The organism is Pectobacterium betavasculorum, assembly GCF_000749845.1.
In the GTDB taxonomy this organism is placed as follows: domain Bacteria; phylum Pseudomonadota; class Gammaproteobacteria; order Enterobacterales; family Enterobacteriaceae; genus Pectobacterium; species Pectobacterium betavasculorum.
In genome coordinates this window covers 1,599,431-1,621,110 of sequence record NZ_JQHM01000001.1, presented here as the reverse complement: position 1 = coordinate 1,621,110, position 21,680 = coordinate 1,599,431, and the positions used below count along the sequence as shown (strand labels likewise).

The window sequence follows — 21,680 nt, the reverse complement described above, 5'->3', positions numbered from 1 at the left end:
AAACTGATAGCTAAACTATAGCGCAGCGCGTGAAGCAGGGCGGTGATACGAACATAACTAGGCAAGACACTCATTCCGATTTTTCCGGACGCTTTAAAACTTTCTTCAACAGTTGATTGAAGTCTACTGACTTGGCATCGCCAGTGGAAGAACTGTCGTTGGTTGGTTGTGCAGGAAGAGTATGCAGCGGTGTGATTTGTTGAGCAGTAACACCTAACACCAGCCAGGTATTATCAACTTCTACAATCACTACGCGCTCACGTTGCCCAACAGGGCAACTGGATACCACTTTTAGCAACTTGTTTTGCTTGGCTTGCGGGGCAAAGCCGAGTTTACGAGCAAGCCAGGCAATCAATAGAATAAATAATAAAATACCCGCAAGCACGCTACCAACCTGTGTTAGTAACATGCTGCCGGTAAGTGGTGCTTCAGTAACAAGCGTCGACTGCTGGCTTGCGACTGAAGTTGGGGACGAGACCGAGGCTGTTGCCATTAACGACTCAGGCGGCGCATACGTTCAGATGGTGTAATGATGTCTGTAATACGCACACCATACTTGTCAGAAACGACGACGACCTCACCTTGAGCGATCAGATAGCCATTGATCAGGATATCCAACGGTTCACCAGCTAGGCCATCAAGCGCTACAACAGAACCTTGGGTTAGGCGCAGTAGCTCTTTTATCGTCATTTTGGTTCGGCCGAGCTCAACGGTGAGTTTGACAGGAATATCCAATATCAGGTCGATATCCTGCATGGCTCCCAACGAATCATGACCGTCTAGCGACTTAAATATGCCTTCCGTCGTTGCGGCCGGTTTTTCTGCAGCCTGCTGCTCGTTAAATGCATCAGCCCACAGATCGTCCACTGATTCCTTGTCGTCGGACGGTTTCTTGGTGTCACTCATGGGGCTGTTCCTCGTTATCCAGAGAATTCAATATAGGGTTAATCAAATGTTCAACACGTAGGGCATATTGCCCGTTCAATGTGCCATATTGGCTAGTCAGCACTGGCACGCCGTCTACATGAGCAACGATTTTTTCAGGCTTGTCGATCGGTAACACATCGCCGGGCTGTAACTTCAGAATTTTGGATAGTCGCAGCGGAATATCAACAAAGCTTGCAACTAATTCCAATTCGGAATGCTGTACCTGCTTGGCTAAGGTATCGCGCCAGCTCTGATCTTCCTGACGTGAGTTTTCTAATGGCGGATTCGCAAGCAGTTCGCGCAGCGGCTCGATCATTGAAAAAGGAATACAGATGTTAAATTCGCCAGTCAGTGAGCCGATCTCAACATGGAACGGTGTCGTCACGACGATATCATTAGGCGATGTTGTGATATTGGTAAACTTGACCTGCATTTCTGAACGCACGTATTCGATATCAAGCTTGTAAATCGCATTCCAGGCTTCACCGTAGGCTTCCAGAGCCAAGCGTAACATACGCTTAACCACACGTTGTTCTGTGTGGGTAAATTCGCGACCTTCAACTTTCGTTGGGAAGCGCCCATCACCGCCGAAAAGGTTATCTACGGCAATAAATACCAGACTTGGCGAAAATACGAATAGCGCGGTGCCACGTAACGGTTTTAAGTGAATAAGGTTCAGGTTTGTCGGTACTGGAAGATTCCTGGCAAATTCATGATAAGGCTGGATCTTGATTCCACCCACGGTAATGTCGGGGCTACGACGCAACAGGTTAAACAACGCCATTCTGAATTGGCGCGCAAAACGTTCATTAATAATTTCTAATGCCTGTAAGCGCTCACGTATGACGCGTCGTTGAGTATTCGGATCATAGGGTTTAACACCCCCATCCGTTTTTGATGTTGTATTGGTGTCAGCGCCGCTATCGCCGCTGTCGCCATTTAATAGTGCATCAATTTCTGCTTGTGAAAGAATACTATCGCCCATAATGGTTACCGCAGTATAAAGGCCGTGAACAGAACATCAGTAACGACCTGGTTAGGTTGACCAGGAACTAATGGTGGGCTTAGCACTTGCTTAATTTGCTCTATCAATTTCTGTTTACCTTGCTCACTGGCAAGCTCAATCGCGTCTTGACGAGAAAGCAACAATAACAGTCTGCTGCGAACTTCTGGCAGGTAATTAGTAAAGCGTGTGCGGGTTGCATCATCAGGCAAACGCAACGTGAATCCAACATATAACACGCGGTCAGGGTCATTATCTGCATTGACGAGATTAACGGTAAAGGTATCCAGTGGCATGAAAACAGGCTCTGGCGGCGGTGCTTCCTGCTCAGCGGTTGCCGCATTTTTCTGATTTAGTAGCCACCAGGCGGCGCCCGCAGCACCAGTCGCAGCGAGAGCAACGATAATCAGTAATATTAGCCAAAGAGACCGTTTACGTCCTGGTCGAACTTGCATATCAGACATAGCCAAAGATAGTTCCCGTTACTTATCGATATTTATTGCTGGATGAAACCAATAATAAATAATGCGTAATGTCGATGATTATCCTGCCTATTGCAATGTTCAATACAGAGAATAGGCAGGGAAAATCGTGCTAACTTAATCGTTTACTTCATGTTCAGGCAAAGATATCAACGCCATTGACCGATGATGCCATTGATCTTAACTGTTCTGGTACGTCTAATAGTTCACTTGTGCTTTCTGATGACTGACCAAATTGTTGCTGATAAGACGGGCCACGGCTGTTTCCATCATTGTTATTACCAGCCATTTGCTGCTGCCATGCAGAGGAATCACTACCAACACTGCTCTGGCCAAGGTTAATTCCGCTTTCTGCCATTGCATTACGAAGGTGGGGCAGAGCAGCTTCCAGCGCTGAACGAACCTGGCTGTTTGCTGAAGCCAGATGAATTTGTGCCTGATTATCATCAATTTTTAAACTGATGTGCAGTGCGCCCAATTCTTGTGGGTTCAAACGTAACTCTGCGGTCTGCTGGCCGTTACGGCTGAACATAATGATCTGCTGGCCTAATGCGTCCTGCCACTGCGGTGAACCGAAAGGTGCATTCAATTGAGCGCTTGCTGCCTGAGGCGCTGGACTGGTTGTTCCCACCGATGCTGGCTGAATATGCATAGCCTGCGCAACTGGCGGGGTAGTTTGAGACGCACTTGCACCGTTTCCTAACGTAGAAATCGATTCAGACGCATTGCGATCGTCTGTAAGAGAATGCGGCGTAGTCAGCGCAAATTTTGCAGCATCATCTGCAGAGTCGGACGTTGCCGATGAGGTTTGTTTGGTTGCACGATGCAGATCTCGTGAAATATCAGTATCTTTTCCTGGTATCACAGATGTATCGAGTAACTTGGCAAGCGTGCCTTTGGCGCTTTCACCTACAGATGCAGGAGACTCATTCTGGCGTTTAACGTCAATGAGTCCCGGAATATTTAAACCCGGGTTAACAGTGGCGCCATCGGCGGCAGTTTGAGTTGGTCGCTGTGTTGTTTGCAGCATGGCAAGTAGCGTCTGCATTGCAATTGCATCATTTGCAGTATTGTCGCTATCTTTTTTATCCAGACCTTTTAACTTCGCCTGTTCTGCAATTTCTGGGTTTTGCTTACCTGCTGTAATGGTTGCTCCGGTCAGAGAACTGAATGAAGAAAGCAGGGAATTTAAAACATCACGACTGAGCGAAGCATTATCTTTTCCTAACGCATTTAGTAGAGCGTCTTTCTCTACTTTATCGAACGTTTTTTTACCCGAAGCATCATCGGCTACTTGCGATATACGTTTGCTCAACAGATCAACAAAATCTTTTGGCAGCTCACCTTGAGTCAGTAGAGAAGCAGAAGAACTGCTTGCATCACTGGCAGTGGTAGCTATAGGTAACGCGGACAGATTCATGATTCTGCTTTCCTCTGTGAGGCCCGTTGGGCAAATTCATCCATTTGTTTTTGTTCTATTTTATTTTCTTTAGCAAGCTGTTTTGTCAGTTCGCGATCCTGAAGTTTCTCAAATGCATTCAATCGCTGCTGCTTTTCTTGCCAGGTCTTCATTGCTAAATCTAAACGTGATGTCCATTGCGAGAGCTGGTGTCTGTGTTGCTCAATTGCACTGTCCAGCGTTCGGATGAATTGCTGATAATTTTGCCAGCTATTATTCGCCATACCAGAGGACATCGTCGAGTTCAATTTTTGACGATAGTCATCCTGATAGTTTAACAGCATATTGAGTTGCTGTTCTGCCTGTTGATGGGCTTGACGTACCTGACCCAGTTGCCCTGCGGCTTTCTCAACATCCTTCTGCGCCAGTTCGCGTAGTGTAACCAGCGGTGACTGGGTTTTCATCTGCTCTCCTACTCATTACGAGGGAAAATAGTGTGCAACGTCTGGCAGGCTTCTTCATAGTTGCTTTGTTCAAACATCCCCTGCTGCAAGAAGGCCTCCAGATACGGATAGAGCCGAATCGCTTTATCAAGCATAGGATCACTGCCTGCGGCGTAGGCACCAACACTGACTAAGTCACGGTTACGTTGGTAACTGGATAGTAACTGTTTAAACTGCCTTACAGAAGCATAGTGGCCTTCATCGATCAGCGCTGTCATCGCACGACTAATCGATGCTTCAATATCTATTGCCGGATAATGGCCAGACTCGGCGAGTTGACGAGACAACACGATATGTCCGTCAAGGATGGCTCGAGCGGAGTCGGCGATAGGATCCTGTTGATCGTCACCTTCTGTCAGAACAGTATAGAAGGCGGTGACTGAACCACCGCCATGAATGCCATTTCCTGCACGTTCTACCAGTGCGGGTAACTTGGCGAAGACAGAAGGCGGGTAACCTTTGGTTGCTGGCGGTTCGCCAATGGCTAGTGCTATTTCACGCTGTGCCATGGCATAGCGGGTGAGTGAGTCCATGATTAACAGAACGTGATGACCGCGATCGCGAAAATCCTCAGCAATACGCGTGGCATACGCTGCTCCCTGTAGCCTTAATAACGGAGAAACATCAGCCGGGGCGGCAATGACGACAGAACGCGCTCGTCCTTCCGTGCCTAAGATATTCTCGATAAAGTCTTTCACTTCTCGGCCACGTTCACCAATAAGGCCAACAACAATGACATCAGCCTGAGTATAGCGTGCCATCATGCCCAACAGCACACTTTTACCTACCCCGGAACCAGCAAATAATCCCATGCGCTGACCTCGCCCCACGGTAAGCAAGGCATTGATAGCCCGAACCCCTACATCCAGAACATTTTCGATTGGCGTTCTCTGCAATGGGTTAAACGGTGGCGTAATCAGTGGTGCGCGATAGCCTGTATCGGGTGCGGGTAAACCATCCAGCGGTTTGGCACTACCATCCAATACGCGGCCAAGCAATTCTGGACCTAATGGTAATTGTTTTCCCTGACTGCTGCTGTCTTGGCCGACGCGGGCGTAGACACGTGCTCCGGGGGTAATACCTTCAACTTCTTCCAGCGGCATGAGAAAGAGTTTTTGCCCGTTGAAACCCACCACTTCGCTTTCAATTTCTTCAACTCGAGAGCCATTCTGCCGTTCGATGAGGCAGGTTGCACCCAGCGGCATGTGCAACCCTGTTGCTTCCAATACTAAACCTGTCGCCCGGGTTAAGCGGCCGTAACGACGCACTGAAGGCGTGTCGTCAATACGCTTCTCAAATGAATCGAGAGAAGAGAGCCAGCGTCCGAGGCGTGAAGTCATCATAATTCTCCCGGGGCGGCTAAGCGGCAAAGCTCATGCCAGCGTGTTGCCAGGCTTGCATCCAGATCGCCTTCTTCCGCGCTGACTTTGCAACCACCAGGATGGAGCTGGCTATCAGCGAGCAATCTCCAGCCATGTAAACTGAGTGTCGGGCCCAAATATTGTTCAACGCGTTCCAGATCGGAAGGGTGAACACGCAATTGCGTCTTACCTGAAAACATAGGTTCTTGCTGGATCAATTGCTGTATCTCGCCAAGCAGAGCGTTACCGTCACATACCGGAGGTTGCCCGAGAATCTGCTTGGCGGCGGTCAAAGCTAACTGCATCAGGCGAGCTGGGATTACACTATCGAGTGTATCCAGCGATTGCTGAAATTCGGTGACCATTTGCTGCATCTGTTCAATGATCGGCTGCTGCTGCTGCAAGGAATCTTGCAAACCCTGCTGCTGTCCTTTGGCTAAACCTTCCTGATAACCTGCGTCATAGCCTTGCTGATGGCCTTGGGAAAAACCTGTTTCTCGCGCCTGTTGCATCGTGTTTTCACGCAGAGACGTGAGCTCATCCTCTAAGGTAGGGGCAACGCTCTCTTCATTGAAACGCGCCATATCAGGTACTTCAGGTTCATCGTTTACCTGATATGGAGGCATTGGCTTTGAAACAGGCTCAGCCAGGTCATTGAGCTTCCAAGGCTGCCAGGCCAGATTTTTCGGGGCGTTAGACATAGGCATCCTCGCCGCCACCGATAATCATCTCGCCGCTGTCTGCCAGTCGACGAACGATAAGCAGAATCGCTTTCTGTTCGTTTTCGACCTGCGACATACGTACAGGACCACGGGTTGCAAGATCGTCGCGAAGAATTTCTGCCGCACGCTGAGACATGTTGCGCAGGAATTTCTCGCGTAACGGTTCTTCGGCGCCTTTCAGTGCCAACAGAAGGGACTCGGACTCGACTTCCTGCAAAAGGCGCTGGATGCTGCGATCGTCCACTTCCACCAGATTTTCGAACAGGAACATTTCGTCGATAATTTTTTGTGCCAGTTCGCCGTCGAATTCGCGTACTGCATCGATAACCGCTTCTTCTTGATGCGTTTTCATCAGGTTGATAATCTCGGCCGCAGTACGAACACCACCCATTTTGCTGCGTTTGAGATTCTGACCATCCAGTAAGCCATTCAGAACATCTGTCAACTCTGCCAACGCTGAAGGTTGAACGCCACCGAAGGTTGCAATACGCAGCATGACGTCATGACGAAGACGTTCATCAAACAGGGCTAAGATATCGGCAGCTTGCGCACGCTTCAGGTGCACCAAAATTGTTGCGATGATCTGTGGATGCTCGTCGCGAATAAGGTCTGCGGCAATCTGTGGCTCCATAAAGTTGAGTGTTTCCATTCCACTCGTAGAGTCACGGCTTTCAAGAATATCTTCCAACAGGCTAGATGCTCGCTCCTCACCAAGGGCTTTGACAAGCACTGAGCGAAGGTAGTCACCGGCATTCACACTGAGCGCGGCATATTGTTCTGAGTCAGCTTCAAACTCTCTCAGGATCTCAAGCAGTTGCTGCTGTGATACCTGTCTCATGTTCGCCATTGCAGCACTAAGGTGCTGTACTTCTTTGGTCGAAAGATGAGTAAACACTTCCGCGGCGCGGTCTTCACCAATGGTCATCAATAAGATGGCGCTTTTTTCTGTTCCTGTCAGGCTCATAGTTCAGTACTCATCCATTGGCGAATGACCAGAGCGACAACGCGTGGATCGTTCTCTGCCATTTCACGTATGCGGTTACTTTGCATTTCTGCATTGACACGTTGTTGCGATTTCCGCTGTTGTTCAACTTCCGAGCTACTCAGGTTGACCATAACGTCGCTATCTGCACCTTGAGACAAGGTTGCCGCTGCCAGTGCCGCTTCTTGTTGCTGTGCTTTTCTCTGCAATTGTGGCCGAACCAACTTACGCCACAGTATCCAGGCAACGATCAGAACCAACAGCCAACGGCCTGCTTCTATCAGGAGGTCGAAGAATGCCTGTTTTTGCCAGAAGGGGAGCTCACCTGAACCGTCGGTGCTGTCCATAAATGGCGTATTAACGACGTTTAATGTATCACCGCGTTCGGCAGAGAAACCCATTGCTTCACGTGCTACTGTTTCAATCTGTTTAATCTGATCTTCTGTCAGCGCAACCGGTTTGCCATCTTCACCAGGCGGCTGGTAGTTAACGATAATGGCCGCAGACAAACGCTTCACGCCACCCGTGCTGTGTTTGGTATGTAAAATAGTCTTGTCGACTTCATAGTTGGTTGTTGCATCATTGCGAACATTCGATGTCTGAATGACGCTATTGGCATTTGCCGCATTAGCTTGCGTACCCGCTGCGTTGTTTTGGTTCTGCTGGCCTGCCTGATTATTCGCATTCGCGTTGGCAGCATTATTTGGCTGCGTCGCGATGGGCGCGGTTGGTGCCGGTGCTGGCTGATTGGTTAATGCTCCTGGCACGCCACCTACGTTCGGGCCTCCTCTCTGCTCACTTTGGCTGGTTTGCTGAGAACGAACGGCTGCTTTATCTGGCGGTTGGTTGGGTTGATACTGTTCGTCAGTTTGTTCGCGAGCAGAGAAATCAATTTGTGCGGTGACCTGGGCATGGACATTACCCATACCAACCATTGGCGCGATGATTGACTCTATACGGCGCTGGTACATCGCTTCGACTTCGTTGCTGTACTTAAGTTGCGCTGCATTTAGATCACGACTGCTACCGCCGGCTTGGGTTAATAGGCGTCCGGTCTGATCGACTACCGTAACATTATCCGGCGGCAGGCCAGCAACACTGCTGGAAACCATGTAAACGATGGAATTGATTTGGCCTTCATCTAATGCACGACCTGGTTGCAATGTCAGCGTGACAGAGGAGGAGGGCGCTTTTTGTTCACGGACAAACAGTGAAGGCTTCGGAATGGCGAGGTGGACGCGAGCATTCTGAACAGGGCCTAGCGTTTCAATCGTTCTTGATAGTTCGCCTTCCAGTGCGCGCTGGTAATTAATCTGCTCGCTGAATTGGCTGATGCCAAATTTTTCCTGGTCGAGCAGTTCGAAGCCGACAGCGCCGCCTTTTGGCAGTCCCAATTGAGCAAGTCTGAGTCGAGTTTCGTAGACGTTTGCGGCGGGAATCATGATGGCACCACCGCTTTCCGCAAAGCGATAAGGAATATTTAGCTTGGTTAATTCACTGACAATCGCACCACCGTCTCGGTCGTTTATGTTGCTATAAAGAACCCGATAGTCTGGGCCTTTGGCCCATAGAGCCAACGCAACGACGATGGCAATAGTCGCAGCGGCTGCGATCAAAAGCGGAATCTTCGGATTGGCGCGTAGCCGGTTGAGTATTTCGCCAAAGTTATTTTTACCGGTAGCGGAGCCGGTTAATGAGGCGTTCATACTCTTTCTCTGCTTGGTTGTTGAACGATATACTGAACGTTGTGACGTGACAAAACAGAACTCCCTGATTGCGCAATCAATAAAACATTTCGCCAACATTTATCGGCATGTCATTATTTTCCGTAAAAGAAAAATCGATGGGTCGATAAGGTGGCATTTTTCGCGCTAATTGTGCGATTTATCTGAAAAGTAGTGTGATAGGGTAATGCTGTCATAGAAAATGCATAAGCAGTCTAACCTGTATGGTTCAGTGAGGTGTTATGTCGGTTCAAGGTATTGATGGCGTTCTGCAACAGATGCAGGTCAAAGCTCTGCAAGCTGCTGACACGCCAATAACCAGACCATCGGTAGAACCTGGTTTTGCCAGTGAGTTGAAAGCTGCAATCGATAAGATCAGCGATACGCAGCAGGCCGCTCGTACACAGGGTGAGAAATTCACCATGGGCGTACCGGGCGTAGCATTGAATGATGTGATGGTAGATTTACAGAAGTCATCCATTTCAATGCAGATGGGTATTCAGGTACGTAATAAACTGGTATCTGCGTATCAGGAAGTGATGAATATGTCTGTTTGATGTCGTCTAATCACATCGAACTGTAAGTAGTAAAGTTATTGTGCGTAATCTCACTGTTACATAATGGGATTACGCACAATCTCTGTCTGCGATAATTTCCTGTCTGTTTGTCCATTTCCTTTGTCTCGTACTGATTTTTTATGCTCTTGCTGAGGATGTATATTAAAACCTCGGCTATGAATAAAAAAGAACGTGCTTCGCATAAAAGAGAAGCACGGCGAGATCGGTATAATTGATAGAACGCTACGAGTGAGTTTCGTCAGGTAAGGGCTCACCAGGTAGCAGTCTCTGGTCTGCAAATTCGCCATAAGTCGTATTAATTGACTTTTGCTTTAGTGATTTTCCCATTAACGAACTTAATTCATCCATCCGCTTCTGTAGAAGTTGTTTTACTTTCGCCTCATTATCCATCACTTCCTGCAAAATCTGTCGCAGATGCAGTCGCATCACGCTGTCGATTTCGTCAGGGATCGGCATGTTAACTAAGCCTTCAACGGACTGAACATAAACAATCTCTTGCTCAACCAACGTATCCCATTGGCCGCTAATGGCCAGATGAAGAATTTTTTGACTCAGAGACAAAAGCTGTTGGTAATCTTTTAGAAGCCGATGGGGGGAAACCATTAACGTACTTCCTGCTCTGGTTTGTAATTAGGGCCGATTTGCCGCCAGGCATCAGCAATGTTTTCCAATAATACTTCAACCTCTTCTATTGCTTTGGGATCGTTATGTAAATTGGCAATCAACAGTCGCTGGGTCATATAGTCATAAAGGGCAGACAGGTTTTCAACCAGTTCGCCCCCTCTATCCATATCTAGCCCGGCCTTTAATCCATTGCTGATGATATTGATCGCTTTGGATAGCGCCATACCTTTACCTGGGATGTCGCCTTGCTCCATGAGGATGCGCGCGCGAACCATTGCACTGCGTGCGCCATCAAACAGCATGACGATAAGCTGGTGTGGGCTTGCGCTCATCACGCTACTTTCGAGGCCTACTTGAGCATAGGCTTGGCTGCCTTTCATGTTGTACATCACATTACCTATTTTCTTTCATCGAGAATTTAGAGATTAGAGAACATGCTCGCCAACTGATTGGTGGTGCTGTTCATGCCAGACATGGCTTTATCCAACTCAGTAAACTGTTTCTGGTAGCGTGCGATCGTTTCTTCGATGCTGTTACTGACGCGAGTGAATTGAGTATCCAGTGACTTTAGCGTTTTATTAATACTATCTTCTTTCGTCTTGATCGTACCCTCAGTGGTATCGAGTACCTCTTTCAGATAACTGCGGGTCTGTGTAGCAAATCCGGTTTTATCATTGTCGCCGACGAAAAAAGCTTGTACTTTACCCGGCTCTTCTTTAAGCGCTTTTTCGAGTTTAGTATTGTCAATTTCGAGTTTGCCAGTTTTGGCATTTTGTTTGATTCCTAAATCGGCCAGGATTCTGAACTCGCCACTGTCCGTCTGCATACTAGTAAGCTGTGCTTTCAACTGATTCTGTATATTACGAACCGTTGAATCGCCTATCAATGCTCCGTTGGTACTGGATTGGTCTTCTCCAGCCTCAACGGCGGTAAATTTAGTTTGCGCACTAATCGTGTCTTGCAGTGAGTTGTAGGCGTCAACCCAGGCTTTGACTGCGTCTTTCATTCCGGTAATGTCCTGATCGACGGTCAGGGTTTCCGGTTTGTCGGTTTCTGTTTTTGCCTGCAATGAGAGTGTTACCCCTTCAAATGCGTCATCAATCGTGTTGCTCTGGCGTTCGATCTCGATACCGTTTGCTACGATTAACGCATTTTGCGCCGCCACTTTTTCCGTTGTCGTACCCAGAGTATTGCCGCTATCCGTTAACGTAATTTCCCCTTTTTCGCCGCTATCTCTAGCAGTTAACATCAGGTAATACTCGTTGTCTTTCGCTTTTACCACACTGGCGCTTACGCCGCCGTTCGCTTTGTTAATGGCATCACGGACGTCGTTTAGTGAGGTTTCCCCCCCTTTTACGTCAACGGTGAGTGGTTTTCCGTTTGCCTGAGTGATAGTGAGCGTGGTATCTGTCGCGCTTAACGCCTCTGTGGCGCTGGTTTTGGCTGCTGACGTTATTGAGTGCGCTTGCGCTAGTTGTTTCACCTCAATGCTATAACTCCCTGCTACAGCTTGACTGGCAGTGGTGGCGGTAAAGGCTTTATTGGTGCTGGAGACTTTCGTATTGGTAATCGCATCAATTGAACCCGAAGTGATGCCGAAAGATTCAGACTTTGCTAAAGCGTTGGTGGCAGTATTGAGTTTGTCGAGTGAGCTTTTCAGTGCGCTGACGCCGGTAAGCTGAGCCTTAAAGCTGCTTTGTTGAGCAGTAATGGGCGTAAGACGCTGATTTTCAGCGGTTCTTAGTTGTGTTAACAATGAACCCAGATCTAATCCAGAACCTACGCCTAATGAAGAAATACTTGCCATGTTCGAATCCTTTATTCAGAGTTCAGTGGTCTATAGAAGCGTTATCGGCTGAATAGGAAATAAGTTTAGCATTAAAAGATAGCCCATCTTCAATACCGCCATGTCGTGTCGCAATACCACTATCTGATTGCCTTTGGCGCAATAAAAATAAATTTAGCAAAAAAAATTAAAGCTTCTGAAAAGTGTTCCGATAAATGTTAGCGACGGGGACGAACCCGTGGGTCTAACCCGAAACTTACACCTCATTGATTAAGGAACGCTTATCATGGCAGCTATCAACACTAACATTATGTCTCTGGTTACCCAGAACAACCTGAACAAATCTCAGTCTTCTTTAGGCACCGCGATTGAGCGTTTGTCTTCTGGTCTGCGTATCAACAGCGCCAAAGATGACGCTGCTGGTCAGGCGATTGCCAACCGTATGACTGCACAGGTGAAAGGTCTGACTCAGGCTGCGCGTAACGCCAATGACGGTATCTCCCTGACGCAAACTGCTGAAGGCAACCTGAACGAAATCAACAATAACTTGCAGCGTATCCGTGAACTGGCTGTTCAGGCTGCAAGTGATACTAACACTGCGGATGACCGCACCTCTATCGGTACTGAAATTCAACAGCGTCTTGATGAAATCGACCGTATTTCTAAAACTGCCAGCTTTAACGGAACTGCATTGCTGGATGGTTCTGCCACTTCTATTAAAATTCAGGTTGGCTCAAATGCAACTGCTGACTATGTTATTGAAATAACTGATGATTCCTTGTTGAAGTCAGATACAACTACATTAGCCATTAATGATGCTGCTACTAAGGTTGACACTAACGCTAATGCTCAAGCCGTTGTAACCGCAGTTGATGCAGCACTGAAGTCAGTTGACACCGCGCGTAGTAACTTGGGTGCGATCCAGAACCGTTTTGAATCAACAATCACCAACTTGAACAATACGGTAAACAACCTCTCTAATGCTCGTGGTCGTATTGAAGATGCCGACTATGCAACTGAAGTGTCTAACATGAGCAAAGCAAACATTCTGCAACAGGCCGGTACGTCTGTGCTGTCTCAGGCGAACCAGGTTCCTCAGACTGTACTGTCTCTGCTGCGTTAATTTTTATCTTCATGATAGAATTAAAGGCGACTTCGGTCGCCTTTTTACTATTTTTTGTGCATAGGTGGTTTTATGAAAGAGCTCGTTATCACTCAACCCGCGTTTATGAGTCAATTTCGCTGCATTGGCTCTGAATGTCGGGATCATTGCTGCCAACGTTGGGATGTGGTGTTAGATAAAACCACCTATAATAAATATATTAAAAGTGCAGATATTGAAATTCGGCAGATTGCGGTTGATAGCATTTTACCATTGAAAAAAAATCACGATAAGTGGGCTAAAATTAAGCTATCTGAACAAGGGCAATGCCCATTTCTTGATGAGTCACGCTTATGTAATATATATAAAAGAATGGGAGAGAAAGCATTAAGCCATACCTGTACTACCTATCCCAGAACTAATACTTTTTATCGAACACTTGAAAGAAAAAGTTTGTCACTCTCTTGTCCTGAAGCCGTTCGTTTACTGCTATCTGGGCCTGAAGCAATGAATATTGATGAGTATAAGGAAATTAGAGCTTCGTTGAATAAAAATGCAGATTTTTCTCTGCGAGAGAAAATTATTAATTTAATGTGTTCAAATTTACTTATGATTGACCAAAGCAAAATTGAGCATAATCTGTATGCTGTTGCTTTATTTTTGTTCTTTTTGAAAGAAGCAGAACAAGATAACGAATCCTTTGAAACAAAATTCCCTAAAATAGAGCAATACTTCTCTCAATTAATACAGGCATTAGAGATGAATGAAATCGCTGATCATGTGGCATCCATGCCAAAAGATACGATTTCACAGTATGCATTGTTGCTTCGGGTTCAGGGGTTTATGAGGCAGTCACCAGTAGCTCGTGGACGTCAAACACTGCTGGCATACTTGGATAAAGCACATCATTTTATTTCTCATGATGTTGACGATTTCTCAGAGAGAATAATAAAGCTTAATCAAGAGTATGATGACAAGGTTCGACCTTGGCTGTTGGAGCGTGAGTATTTGTGGAGAAATTACTTTCTATATCGTTTTTATCACGATGGATTCCCCTATGGAAGAGGGCGTACTCCACTAGAAAATTTTTATTTACTGGCTTCTGAGTATTTTATTATGAGATCCCTTCTTGCAGCTCATGCACATGAAGCTGGGGGGATTGATGATGATGTAATGATTGATGTCATGTACAGCTTCCATACATTGACTCAGCATAGCAGCTCATCAACTGATAAATTTTTAGCAGAAATTGAGCAGGTTAAAACTAATGACGAACTTTTTGCATTGCAGTTGTTAGTGTAAAGTTTTTTGCCTATGTCTGGTTTTTTATTGTTCAGCGGTGACGTGTAAAATAACAAAAAGGTATATCATGGCTTCCATTAATACCAATATGCTCTCTCTGACTGTACAAAATAAAAGTTCTCATTCGGCATCAGCACTTTCTCAAAGCATTGAGCGTCTTTCTTCCGGATTACGAGTCAATAGTGCTAAGGATGATGCAGCCGGGCAGGCGGTTGCTAACCGGATGTTGGCGAATTTAAATGCCAACGATGTTGTGGCACGCGGCGTGAATGACGGTATCAGCCTGATGCAGACAGCAGAAGGGGGATTGAGTGAGGTCAATAATCTTGTACAACGAGCAAGAGAATTAGCCGTACAGGCGGCAAATGAAGCTCTGTCTAGCACCGATCGAGCGAGCCTGAATGGGGAATTCCAGCAGGTGCGAGCGGAAATTGATCGTATTGCATTCTCAACCACGGCATTTGGCAAATATCCGTTAGCGCCCTCAACACAGCGTGAATTACCCATTAATTTAGGGAATACGCCGCCGCTGGCGGAAAAATTTCCAGTAAGTGGCGAAAGCCGTTCTTTTCCCTCTGGCATTGTTTCATTAGCCTATATCCCTGTAGGCGCTAAAGATTTAACGATTACCATTGATTCATTGGGCGCGGATGATGATATTCAGATATTTAGTCGTGATGGAAAACATTTGGTGGGGACGCCATTAACCGGCGCGGATGCGGATATTGTCTGGAAACAAAATGGAATAACCGATGCCGCATCGGCAAAACTACGTGTGTTAACGGAAGATAATGCTTTTTTATCCTCGGCAAATTACTCCGACAGTGATCTTGCGCAAGGTGGAGCAAGTTTTAATCTAAATGGTAGCGCTACCGCTTCTTATAATGGCATGACGATTACTTACAGCGGTGATGGCGATCGCTATGAAAATGACAGCAATGGTAAGTTTAATGATGGGGTCAATGGTGCGGAGCGACACGAGCGTATACACATTGATGAAACCACGGAAGATTTGATCGTGATGGTTATTGGTCAGGGCGCATTCGAAGGCGTAGCTACTTGGGATGTGTTGCCTAATCCATCGCAGGTTCCACCACCACCGTTACCTCCGGTGAGCACGGCAACCGATATTGTAGTGAGTGCTAATTACGGTGAAGGTGTGGAAGCTGTAACGATTAACCCAACGCCTTCCGATAGCGAATCACTGGGGTTGAAAAATACGGCGTTAGATCCTTTTGAAGAAGCACGTAAAGCCATTGCTTCCTTTGATCAGGCGCTAGAGAAAATAAATGGCTATCGCAGTGAATATGGTAGCCAAATCAATCGTTTTGAGTCTATCCGTGCGAGTCTGTCCGACGTTTCCATTGCTATAAGCAATACACGCTCACGGATTCTGGATGCGGATTATGCGCGGGAAGTGTCTCTGATGACGAAACAACAAATACTACAGCAGGCTTCTTCGTCGCTATTAGTACAGGCGAATCAGGTTCCTGAAACGGTATTAACCCTGTTAAAAATGTAATAAAAAGCATGTAGATCAGGTCATAACAAATAGGGTTTCGGATGACGAGATGCCACGCATGAAAAATGGTGTCCCTCCATCTATAAAACCTCTTTGCGGTACGAAGAGCTTGCATTAGAATCCCTTTCCTGAAGAGAGTTACATCACAAATTTAGCATCTCATTACACACTATCTGCCTACCATTTGTGTTCCCCACAGTAGATTCTTTACCAAATCTTGTCATACATGGCAGGAATAGCCCTTCTTTTTTGACGCTATTCAGACGATTGGCTACCCTACCTAAAAGCATAATAGTGTCGATAACATTATCATCGTAGGTATTTGTCACTGTGAGCGATTTGTATACCGCCGAAGGCACAATGGATAAAAATTCCCTTTGGAAGCGCTATGTTCCACTAGTGCGCCATGAAGCCTTGCGTTTACAGGTTCGTCTCCCCGCGAGTGTTGAACTTGACGATCTGCTACAAGCTGGTGGTATCGGCTTGCTAAGTGCGGTTGAACGTTATGATTCGTTGCAAGGCACAGCGTTTACTACCTATGCCGTCCAACGAATTCGCGGCTCGATGCTGGATGAGTTACGCAGTCGTGATTGGGCTCCACGCAGTGTACGGCGTAATGCGCGGGAAGTGGCACAAGCAATGCAGCAGGCTGAACAGCAGCTCGGTCGTACCCCAACGGAGCAGGAAGTTGCGCAGACCTTGAATATCACGCTTGAGGATTATCGTCAGATACTGCTGGATACGAATAACAGCCAGCTTTTTTCTTACGATGAATGGCGTGAAGAGCATGGTGATAGCGCAGAGGCGTTACTGGAAGGCAATGAAGATGCCAACCCGTTACATCAACTGATGGAAGGCAACTTGCGCCATCGTGTGATGGAAGCCATTGAAAGCCTGCCAGAACGCGAGAAGTTGGTGTTGACGCTTTACTATCAGGAAGAATTGAACCTGAAAGAGATTGGTGCGGTTCTTGAAGTCGGAGAATCGAGAGTCAGTCAGTTGCATAGCCAGGCGATAAAGCGCCTGCGCGTGAAATTAATGAATGATGTTTAATTGCGCTGCGTAGGAATATTGTTATCAAAATATATCTCCAATCACTGAAGCAGCAGGAACGTGACAATTTTTGAATAGTGATGAGCGTCATATCAGTATCTAAATGGTCAATATTGCCTGTTTTGTAGCACTCACTTCTCTGACGTAATGAGGGAGCTATCGCTTCACGTTGAAGTTATATATTGTCATGGAATGGATTCATGCACCCATCAATTAGGAAGAAACAGCTGCTAAGCCGCTATCTGAAAGACTTCAAACACAGACAGACCAACTGTTCCCAATGTGATAAAGAGCTTGACCGCGTTTCACTGGTATTTCGCAATCAACTTATCAATAAAAAATCGATTGGCAGTATCGATAGGCTTATCGACGATGAAATATGGTCTGGTCTGCAACAAGAGTTAATCCCACTTTGCCGCTTTTGTAGCGATATATTATGCAATACCACTGCTAGCTATTTCGATATTAAAGCTTTCACACAATATCTTATAGAGCAAACTGAAGTCCGTCATAGCACGATGCGCGAGTATGTCATTCGTCTTCGGCGCTTGGATCAACTGTTAGCTGCGAATAATTATCCCGCAGAAACCTTTTCGCGGCACCGTGATGGGGTGCAGCAGCGGGTTTGCGACTATCTCCCCAACATTGAGCAAAATATCTATCGCAGCGCCTTACGAAAATACGATCAATATTTAGACTGGCAGCGGCATTTCTAACGTATGTAGTACGTCGTTCTTAAACTGACATTGCTAAACCATGGAATACTGACTATACGTAAATGTTATGACAGTGTAAAAAATGCTTGCGTTGCAGGGGCAAATTATTGCACTGTCATACTACTGAAATCATTCGGCACTAATTTTTAGGTAAGGGTTAGCAGTAGTTCTACGATGCGAGCAATCATTATTCAGTGGAATAGTTTTTGTCACAGTGAGGAACGCGAATGGTAATGTCCTTTTGTGAACGTTCTAGTCGATGCCAAAATTCTACACAGCTGACTCGCCGATGCGAGGGATTTTCCTCCCACTTATTTTCAACACTGTGTCATTCTCTCTTTACCCAAGTTCTCCCTTTATTTTCTTTTTCTATCCATGAATGCTCGGCCCGTTTTTCACTCGGTTCGTGGATGACTCATGTCTATTTTCTGTCCGCTATTGGCTTAATAAGGAAGCCTAACCTCGTTAGTGAGTTAAACGTCACGCGCTGCAAAGCAGTGCGGTAAGTGAAACAAACTGTAAGGTGCCACTATGGGAAGACAAAAAGCAGTGATCAAAGCCCGTCGTGAAGCAAAACGCGTTATCCGCCGTGATTCGCGTAGCCATCGTCAGCGTGAGGAAGAATCGGTCACTTCTCTGGTACAGATGGGCGGGATTGAAGCAATCGGAATGGCGCGTGAGAATCGTGATAATTCCGTGATTCAGGCTCGTACCGCCGCCCAGGAACATTACTTGTCTGCGATAGAAAATAAACAGTTGATTTTTGCCACAGGCGAAGCTGGCTGCGGTAAAACGTATCTGAGCGCTGCGAAAGCGGCGGAGGCACTAATCCACAAAGATGTTGAGCGCATTATTGTTACGCGGCCGGTATTACAGGCCGATGAGGATCTTGGCTTTTTACCCGGCGATATTTCGGAGAAGTTTGCGCCTTATTTCCGCCCAGTTTACGACATACTCTTGCGCCGGCTGGGATCATCTTTTATGCAGTATTGTTTACGGCCAGAAATAGGCAAAGTCGAAATCGCGCCTTTTGCCTATATGCGCGGGCGGACGTTTGAAAATGCAGTGGTGATTCTGGATGAAGCGCAAAACGTGACGGTGAACCAAATGAAAATGTTCCTGACGCGCTTAGGTGAGAATGTCACGGTTATCGTCAATGGCGATGTGACGCAGTGCGATTTGCCTGCTGGGGTTAAATCCGGCCTGCGTGACGCACTGGAGCGTTTTATTGAGGATGATATGATTGGCGTGGTCTCTTTCGGTAAAGAGGACTGCGTGCGCTCGGCGCTGTGCCAACGTACGCTCCATGCCTATGGTTGATGTTTGTGTGGCACGGGAATGAAATTTCTCGTGCCAATACCATAAAAGAAAACGCCCCTGACTTGCGTCAAGGGCGTTTAAAGCTAAAGCGTGCATATGTTGGTGGATTGACTCGCGGCGTCCTGCCGCTCACCCTGCGGGCCGCCGTTGGCGGTCCAAAACGCCAGTCCTGTCGTTTTGTCGAACCCTGTCAAGGCTTCTCACCCGTCCCAACACCATAAAAGAAAACGCCCCTGACTTGCGTCAAGGGCGTTTTCTTTTATATGGCGGTGAGGAAGGGATTCGAACCCTTGATACGTTTTCACGTATACACACTTTCCAGGCGTGCTCCTTCAGCCTCTCGGACACCTCACCGGGGGTTACCTATAAGGGGCAACGGGGCGCTACTATAGGGAGTCACTTAGCTCCGGTCAAGCGGTATTTAGCGCTATCAGTCCGTCTGGTTAAGCATTGAACGGTAACGGGTAGTCGATGGAACCCTATCGTAAAAATGTAGACAAAATCAGTGAAAAGTACGCATAAAAAACCACATACCGCGATGGCCTGTGGTTTTTTGTCAGCTATCGGACGATTACGCCAGCAGCGTTTTGATGTAGCTGGTCAGAGCTTCGTCTTTGCTGTTAGCGAAGAAGTATTCCTGGAATTTAGGGCCAGCAATCGCACCTTTAACCAGATCCTGATCGAGACCTTTCAGGATGGTGATCAGGTCGTTGTAAGTCACTGCTTTTACGGCATCCAGGATTTTCTTGTTACGCTGCTGAGGAGCAACGCGATCGCTTGGATATCCTCTGCCGCCTTCTTCTTTGAACAACTGGGTAAACAGATTTTCCAGGTTCAGTTCAGCGCCCCAGCCAAAGCCTTTAGCATAAGGAACGGATACTGCGTTGCCGTTGTTTATCTGAGAGAACAGGTAAGCATCAGATGGGTCAACAACCAGACCGCAGATTACGCCAGGGAAAGAGTTACAGGCCAGCATGGCGCCTTGGCCAGTACCGCAACCGGTTACGACGAAATCAGCTGCGCCAGAGTTAAGCAGAATAGCTGCCAGAATGCCGTTCTGGATGTAAGTCAGCTGCGCCGCATCTTCAACTGCATATTGGCCGTAGTTATGTACAGTGTGGCCCAGCGGTGCAACCGCTTTGGTCAGAGACTCGGCGATGATGGCGTTTTTGGCAGCCTGGCTGTTCTCGTTAATCAGTGCAATTTTCATGTTCGTTCCTTTTTTGTGACGGACAAATACATTTTTTAAAACCGTATTTCAATTTAATGCATGCAGTATACCGTTTCAAAAATAAAGCGCAAATCGTGGAAGCAAAGAATGCGGCACAGCCCATAAATTCGGGAAAAACACGATGCCGTATAAATGAGTAATGAGGGGTAAGTGATTGAAAAATAGCGCCGTATTCTAGCGCCATAGCGTACTCATCATGTATCAGGGAAGGTGAGCGTATTGCCCGGTGCTTCTCTATTAAGATGAAGAAAATTCAGGTGTCGTTCGTACTGATCCAAAATATCGTTAACGAGCGGCGGCTTTACTCTAACTTGAGTGTCGAGTTCAGCCCCTGTCTGCCGAAAGACAAAGCGCGGTATTGCGGCAAAAGGGTTAGCGGGGCTGCTCGATGGCTTATGGTTGCGCGGTGTGCTAATCCGCCGCCGTCAGCCGCTGCCACGCAGTAAAGCACGCTATTATGTCGCGGGAAACACGCCAGTGAGGAAAACACCGCTAAAACCCGCGTCTTGACGCTCTCAGAATAGCCATATAAATCTCCCACATGGATCGCATAGAAAGTGCGGTCCATACTTTTCATTGCTATACACAATCTGACAAACAAATGCCTTCCACACCATTACTATGGATGACAACACCATCTGTGATGTCACTTTTCCTTGAGGAATGAAAATGAATAATTGGCTGCAACAAATTCAGGGCTTACTAGGCTCCGGTAGCAAGCAGGGGAGTCATCATCAGGGCGGGAAAAACGGCAATTTGGGGGATATGCTGAAGCCCGCAGCATTGGGTGGTTTGGCGGGCGTATTGTTGTCGAATAAATCCACGCGGAAAATCATGGGCTCATTGGGTAAAAATGCTTTGATTATCGGCGGTAGTGCGGCTGCCGGCGTTGTGTTATGGAATCAGTACAAAAAACGCGTTCGCGACACGCATCAGGATGATCCTCAGTTTGGTACCCAATCCTCGGCTGATAATATTCGTGCACGACGTTTGATTCAGGCTCTGGTTTTTGCTGCCAAGAGTGACGGGCACATCGATGCGACTGAGAAACAGCGCATTGATGACAATATTCAGCAGCTGCAACTGGGTAGCGATGCGCAGCGCTGGGTGCAGGAAGCGATAGAACAACCGCTCGACCCAGTCTTGCTGGCGAAAGACGTGAAGAATGAAGAAGAGGCGCTCGAAGTCTACTTCTTAAGCTGTGCGGTCATTGATGTCGATCACTTCATGGAGAAAAGCTATTTGGATGCGTTAGCGACCGAATTGAAAATACCGCAAGACGTGCGGCAGTCGATCACCAATGAACTGAAAAGTCCAGCATGATAAGCGAGTGACTTAGTTTG

General features: G+C 47.0%; 22 protein-coding genes, 1 tRNA gene and 1 pseudogene. 9 read left to right on the top strand and 15 right to left on the bottom strand.

Annotation, left to right across the window (positions count from 1 at the left end; translation table 11 throughout):
- Positions 1-70: 70 nt before the first annotated feature.
- From fliO to fliF, 10 genes are all read right to left on the bottom strand, one after another.
- Positions 71-493, bottom strand: a complete 423-nt coding sequence (gene fliO, locus KP22_RS07435; RefSeq protein ID WP_039298715.1) for a flagellar biosynthetic protein FliO — start codon at positions 491-493, stop codon at positions 71-73.
- Complete coding sequence (gene fliN / locus KP22_RS07430) at positions 493-906, bottom strand: flagellar motor switch protein FliN (RefSeq protein WP_039298718.1); 414 nt, start codon at positions 904-906, stop codon at positions 493-495. Before fliN ends, fliO begins: the two co-directional genes overlap by 1 nt.
- Positions 899-1,912: a flagellar motor switch protein FliM gene (fliM, locus tag KP22_RS07425; RefSeq protein WP_039298721.1), complete on the bottom strand. Its 1,014-nt coding sequence runs from the start codon at positions 1,910-1,912 to the stop codon at positions 899-901. The genes fliN and fliM overlap by 8 nt, the downstream gene beginning before the upstream one ends.
- A 5-nt stretch (positions 1,913-1,917) precedes the next feature.
- Positions 1,918-2,394 carry a flagellar basal body-associated protein FliL gene (gene fliL, locus KP22_RS07420; RefSeq protein WP_039323323.1) on the bottom strand — a complete coding sequence of 159 codons (477 nt, stop codon included), beginning with the start codon at positions 2,392-2,394 and terminating at the stop codon, positions 1,918-1,920.
- A 154-nt stretch (positions 2,395-2,548) separates the two neighbouring features.
- The gene (locus tag KP22_RS07415; protein ID WP_039323321.1) at positions 2,549-3,832 is read right to left on the bottom strand and encodes a flagellar hook-length control protein FliK; all 1,284 of its coding nucleotides are present in this window, start codon (positions 3,830-3,832) and stop codon (positions 2,549-2,551) included.
- Entirely contained in the window at positions 3,829-4,275 is a 447-nt protein-coding gene (gene fliJ, locus KP22_RS07410) for a flagellar export protein FliJ (RefSeq protein WP_039298727.1), read from the bottom strand. The genes KP22_RS07415 and fliJ overlap by 4 nt, the downstream gene beginning before the upstream one ends.
- An 8-nt stretch (positions 4,276-4,283) precedes the next feature.
- On the bottom strand, positions 4,284-5,654 hold the full coding sequence (gene fliI, locus KP22_RS07405; RefSeq protein WP_039323319.1) for a flagellar protein export ATPase FliI: 1,371 nt from the start codon (positions 5,652-5,654) through the stop codon (positions 4,284-4,286).
- Positions 5,654-6,376, bottom strand: coding sequence for a flagellar assembly protein FliH (fliH, locus tag KP22_RS07400; protein WP_039298732.1), 723 nt, complete (start codon positions 6,374-6,376; stop codon positions 5,654-5,656). The genes fliI and fliH overlap by 1 nt, the downstream gene beginning before the upstream one ends.
- Positions 6,369-7,361: a flagellar motor switch protein FliG gene (gene fliG / locus KP22_RS07395; RefSeq protein WP_039298734.1), complete on the bottom strand. Its 993-nt coding sequence runs from the start codon at positions 7,359-7,361 to the stop codon at positions 6,369-6,371. Before fliG ends, fliH begins: the two co-directional genes overlap by 8 nt.
- The gene (fliF, locus tag KP22_RS07390; protein ID WP_039323317.1) at positions 7,358-9,085 is read right to left on the bottom strand and encodes a flagellar basal-body MS-ring/collar protein FliF; all 1,728 of its coding nucleotides are present in this window, start codon (positions 9,083-9,085) and stop codon (positions 7,358-7,360) included. The genes fliG and fliF overlap by 4 nt, the downstream gene beginning before the upstream one ends.
- Positions 9,086-9,345: 260 nt before the next feature.
- On the opposite strand from fliF, the gene fliE reads away from it, so the two are divergent.
- On the top strand, positions 9,346-9,660 hold the full coding sequence (gene fliE, locus KP22_RS07385; protein WP_039298737.1) for a flagellar hook-basal body complex protein FliE: 315 nt from the start codon (positions 9,346-9,348) through the stop codon (positions 9,658-9,660).
- A gap of 243 nt (positions 9,661-9,903) precedes the next feature.
- Here fliE and fliT read toward each other — a convergent pair whose 3' ends face one another.
- Genes fliT through fliD form a run of 3 tightly spaced genes read right to left on the bottom strand, consistent with a single transcriptional unit; the run spans position 9,904 to position 12,112 of the window.
- Entirely contained in the window at positions 9,904-10,284 is a 381-nt protein-coding gene (fliT, locus tag KP22_RS07380) for a flagella biosynthesis regulatory protein FliT (RefSeq protein ID WP_039323315.1), read from the bottom strand.
- On the bottom strand, positions 10,284-10,694 hold the full coding sequence (gene fliS, locus KP22_RS07375) for a flagellar export chaperone FliS (RefSeq protein ID WP_039323312.1): 411 nt from the start codon (positions 10,692-10,694) through the stop codon (positions 10,284-10,286). The genes fliT and fliS overlap by 1 nt, the downstream gene beginning before the upstream one ends.
- Positions 10,695-10,723: 29 nt before the next feature.
- On the bottom strand, positions 10,724-12,112 hold the full coding sequence (gene fliD, locus KP22_RS07370; RefSeq protein ID WP_039323310.1) for a flagellar filament capping protein FliD: 1,389 nt from the start codon (positions 12,110-12,112) through the stop codon (positions 10,724-10,726).
- Between the two features lie 265 nt (positions 12,113-12,377).
- Between fliD and KP22_RS07365 the strand changes: the two genes are divergently transcribed.
- The 6 genes from KP22_RS07365 to phoH all read left to right on the top strand — a co-directional run bounded on the left by KP22_RS07365 (position 12,378) and on the right by phoH (position 19,106).
- Positions 12,378-13,214 carry a flagellin N-terminal helical domain-containing protein gene (locus KP22_RS07365; protein WP_039323309.1) on the top strand — a complete coding sequence of 279 codons (837 nt, stop codon included), beginning with the start codon at positions 12,378-12,380 and terminating at the stop codon, positions 13,212-13,214.
- Positions 13,215-13,286: 72 nt separating this feature from the next.
- Positions 13,287-14,495 carry a flagellin lysine-N-methylase gene (gene fliB / locus KP22_RS07360; protein ID WP_039323308.1) on the top strand — a complete coding sequence of 403 codons (1,209 nt, stop codon included), beginning with the start codon at positions 13,287-13,289 and terminating at the stop codon, positions 14,493-14,495.
- Between the two features lie 67 nt (positions 14,496-14,562).
- Positions 14,563-16,017 carry a flagellin N-terminal helical domain-containing protein gene (locus KP22_RS07355; protein WP_039323307.1) on the top strand — a complete coding sequence of 485 codons (1,455 nt, stop codon included), beginning with the start codon at positions 14,563-14,565 and terminating at the stop codon, positions 16,015-16,017.
- 330 nt (positions 16,018-16,347) lie between these two features.
- The gene (locus tag KP22_RS07350) at positions 16,348-17,070 is read left to right on the top strand and encodes an RNA polymerase sigma factor FliA (RefSeq protein ID WP_039298748.1); all 723 of its coding nucleotides are present in this window, start codon (positions 16,348-16,350) and stop codon (positions 17,068-17,070) included.
- A 200-nt stretch (positions 17,071-17,270) separates the two neighbouring features.
- Positions 17,271-17,786 carry a flagella biosynthesis regulatory protein FliZ gene (gene fliZ / locus KP22_RS07345; protein ID WP_039323306.1) on the top strand — a complete coding sequence of 172 codons (516 nt, stop codon included), beginning with the start codon at positions 17,271-17,273 and terminating at the stop codon, positions 17,784-17,786.
- A gap of 531 nt (positions 17,787-18,317) precedes the next feature.
- Positions 18,318-19,106 (top strand): phosphate starvation-inducible protein PhoH, encoded by a 789-nt coding sequence (gene phoH, locus KP22_RS07340; protein ID WP_039298752.1) that lies wholly within the window; start codon positions 18,318-18,320, stop codon positions 19,104-19,106.
- 264 nt (positions 19,107-19,370) lie between these two features.
- Here phoH and KP22_RS07335 read toward each other — a convergent pair.
- Together KP22_RS07335 and KP22_RS07330 are read right to left on the bottom strand one after the other, a co-directional pair.
- Positions 19,371-19,460 (bottom strand) — tRNA-Ser (locus KP22_RS07335).
- A gap of 217 nt (positions 19,461-19,677) precedes the next feature.
- Positions 19,678-20,316 (bottom strand): RpiB/LacA/LacB family sugar-phosphate isomerase, encoded by a 639-nt coding sequence (locus tag KP22_RS07330; RefSeq protein WP_010287191.1) that lies wholly within the window; start codon positions 20,314-20,316, stop codon positions 19,678-19,680.
- Between the two features lie 305 nt (positions 20,317-20,621).
- Here KP22_RS07330 and KP22_RS21565 point away from each other — a divergent pair.
- Together KP22_RS21565 and KP22_RS07325 are read left to right on the top strand one after the other, a co-directional pair.
- Positions 20,622-20,751 (top strand): annotated as a pseudogene (locus KP22_RS21565) (TetR family transcriptional regulator C-terminal domain-containing protein); the annotation flags it as partial.
- 255 nt (positions 20,752-21,006) lie between these two features.
- Positions 21,007-21,660, top strand: coding sequence for a tellurite resistance TerB family protein (locus KP22_RS07325; RefSeq protein WP_081926228.1), 654 nt, complete (start codon positions 21,007-21,009; stop codon positions 21,658-21,660).
- Positions 21,661-21,680: the final 20 nt, after the last annotated feature.

Excerpts from the sequence above, each read along its gene's own strand:
- fliO (WP_039298715.1), bottom strand. The coding sequence starts at position 493 with ATGGCAACAGCCTCGGTCTCGTCCCCAACTTCAGTCGCAAGCCAGCAG.
- fliN (WP_039298718.1), bottom strand. The coding sequence starts at position 906 with ATGAGTGACACCAAGAAACCGTCCGACGACAAGGAATCAGTGGACGAT.
- fliM (WP_039298721.1), bottom strand. The coding sequence starts at position 1,912 with ATGGGCGATAGTATTCTTTCACAAGCAGAAATTGATGCACTATTAAAT.
- fliL (WP_039323323.1), bottom strand. The coding sequence starts at position 2,394 with ATGTCTGATATGCAAGTTCGACCAGGACGTAAACGGTCTCTTTGGCTA.
- KP22_RS07415 (WP_039323321.1), bottom strand. The coding sequence starts at position 3,832 with ATGAATCTGTCCGCGTTACCTATAGCTACCACTGCCAGTGATGCAAGC.
- fliJ (WP_039298727.1), bottom strand. The coding sequence starts at position 4,275 with ATGAAAACCCAGTCACCGCTGGTTACACTACGCGAACTGGCGCAGAAG.
- fliI (WP_039323319.1), bottom strand. The coding sequence starts at position 5,654 with ATGACTTCACGCCTCGGACGCTGGCTCTCTTCTCTCGATTCATTTGAG.
- fliH (WP_039298732.1), bottom strand. The coding sequence starts at position 6,376 with ATGTCTAACGCCCCGAAAAATCTGGCCTGGCAGCCTTGGAAGCTCAAT.
- fliG (WP_039298734.1), bottom strand. The coding sequence starts at position 7,361 with ATGAGCCTGACAGGAACAGAAAAAAGCGCCATCTTATTGATGACCATT.
- fliF (WP_039323317.1), bottom strand. The coding sequence starts at position 9,085 with ATGAACGCCTCATTAACCGGCTCCGCTACCGGTAAAAATAACTTTGGC.
- fliE (WP_039298737.1), top strand. The coding sequence starts at position 9,346 with ATGTCGGTTCAAGGTATTGATGGCGTTCTGCAACAGATGCAGGTCAAA.
- fliT (WP_039323315.1), bottom strand. The coding sequence starts at position 10,284 with ATGGTTTCCCCCCATCGGCTTCTAAAAGATTACCAACAGCTTTTGTCT.
- fliS (WP_039323312.1), bottom strand. The coding sequence starts at position 10,694 with ATGTACAACATGAAAGGCAGCCAAGCCTATGCTCAAGTAGGCCTCGAA.
- fliD (WP_039323310.1), bottom strand. The coding sequence starts at position 12,112 with ATGGCAAGTATTTCTTCATTAGGCGTAGGTTCTGGATTAGATCTGGGT.
- KP22_RS07365 (WP_039323309.1), top strand. The coding sequence starts at position 12,378 with ATGGCAGCTATCAACACTAACATTATGTCTCTGGTTACCCAGAACAAC.
- fliB (WP_039323308.1), top strand. The coding sequence starts at position 13,287 with ATGAAAGAGCTCGTTATCACTCAACCCGCGTTTATGAGTCAATTTCGC.
- KP22_RS07355 (WP_039323307.1), top strand. The coding sequence starts at position 14,563 with ATGGCTTCCATTAATACCAATATGCTCTCTCTGACTGTACAAAATAAA.
- fliZ (WP_039323306.1), top strand. The coding sequence starts at position 17,271 with ATGCACCCATCAATTAGGAAGAAACAGCTGCTAAGCCGCTATCTGAAA.
- phoH (WP_039298752.1), top strand. The coding sequence starts at position 18,318 with ATGGGAAGACAAAAAGCAGTGATCAAAGCCCGTCGTGAAGCAAAACGC.
- KP22_RS07330 (WP_010287191.1), bottom strand. The coding sequence starts at position 20,316 with ATGAAAATTGCACTGATTAACGAGAACAGCCAGGCTGCCAAAAACGCC.
- KP22_RS07325 (WP_081926228.1), top strand. The coding sequence starts at position 21,007 with ATGAATAATTGGCTGCAACAAATTCAGGGCTTACTAGGCTCCGGTAGC.